The 1,127-nt window shown below is 48.1% G+C and carries 1 protein-coding gene; it reads right to left on the bottom strand.

From position 1 onward, the window contains the following. A partial coding sequence (locus R8O70_RS25905) for an ammonium transporter (RefSeq protein ID WP_318184548.1) occupies nucleotides 1-1,127 on the bottom strand: 1,127 nt, incomplete at both ends.

Consider the following 1,127-nt stretch of genomic DNA (forward strand, 5'->3'; position numbering starts at 1 on the left):
TGCATGTCCATACCTTCCATTTCTTCCTCTTCCGTAACTCGAATACCAACCGTAGCTTTAAGAATCGCCCAAACCACTAAGCTTGCACCAAATACCCAAGCAAAGATCACTGCGGCACCAAGAAGCTGCGCACCAAACGTCGCTTCACCGTTGCTTAGAGGAACAACCATTAGACCGAAGAAACCACAAACACCGTGAACTGAAATTGCACCTACAGGATCGTCAATCTTCAGTTTATCGAGACCGATGATGCTAAATACCACTAGCGCACCCGATACCGCACCGATTGCTACAGCATACAAAGGTGATGGTGATAGTGGGTCTGCCGTGATAGCTACCAAACCAGCCAGCGCACCGTTAAGGATCATGGTTAAATCTGCTTTACCCCAAGTGGTTTTACACACAAACAATGCAGCAATCGATCCCGCAGCCGCAGCCGCGTTCGTGTTAAGGAAGATTTGACCAACCGCCGTTGCGTTTTCAAAGTCTGAAACCATCAATTGAGAACCGCCATTGAAGCCAAACCAGCCGAACCAAAGAATAAACGTACCCAGTGTTGCTAATGGCATGTTCGAGCCAGGAATTGGGTAGATTTCACCGTTTTTACCGTATTTACCTTTACGAGCACCAAGCAGTAACACGCCAGCGAGCGCCGCAGATGCACCTGCCATATGAACAATACCTGAACCCGCGAAGTCGCTAAAGCCAGCTTCAGATAGGAAGCCACCGCCCCATGTCCAGTAGCCTTCCATTGGGTAAATGAACGCGGTCAAAACAGCTGAAAACAGCAAGAATGACCAAAGCTTCATGCGTTCTGCAACGGCCCCCGAAACAACAGACATTGCTGTTGCAACAAATACCACTTGGAAGAAAAAGTCGGATTCAAGAGAATGGTCTGCGCCTTCACCCTGGGTACCAATCAACCCACCGAACGATGGTAACCAACCGCCTTCTCCGTTATCGACGTACATAATGTTGTAACCAATAACAAGGTAAGTGGTACACGCTATCGCGTACAAACAAAAGTTTTTGGTTAGAATCTCAGTTGTGTTCTTAGAACGCACTAGACCCGCTTCTAACATGGCAAAACCTGCTGCCATCCACATTACCAACGCACCGGAAATGAG

Source organism: Vibrio sp. 779(2023) (assembly GCF_033344285.1).
Classification (GTDB): Bacteria; Pseudomonadota; Gammaproteobacteria; order Enterobacterales; family Vibrionaceae; genus Vibrio; species Vibrio alginolyticus.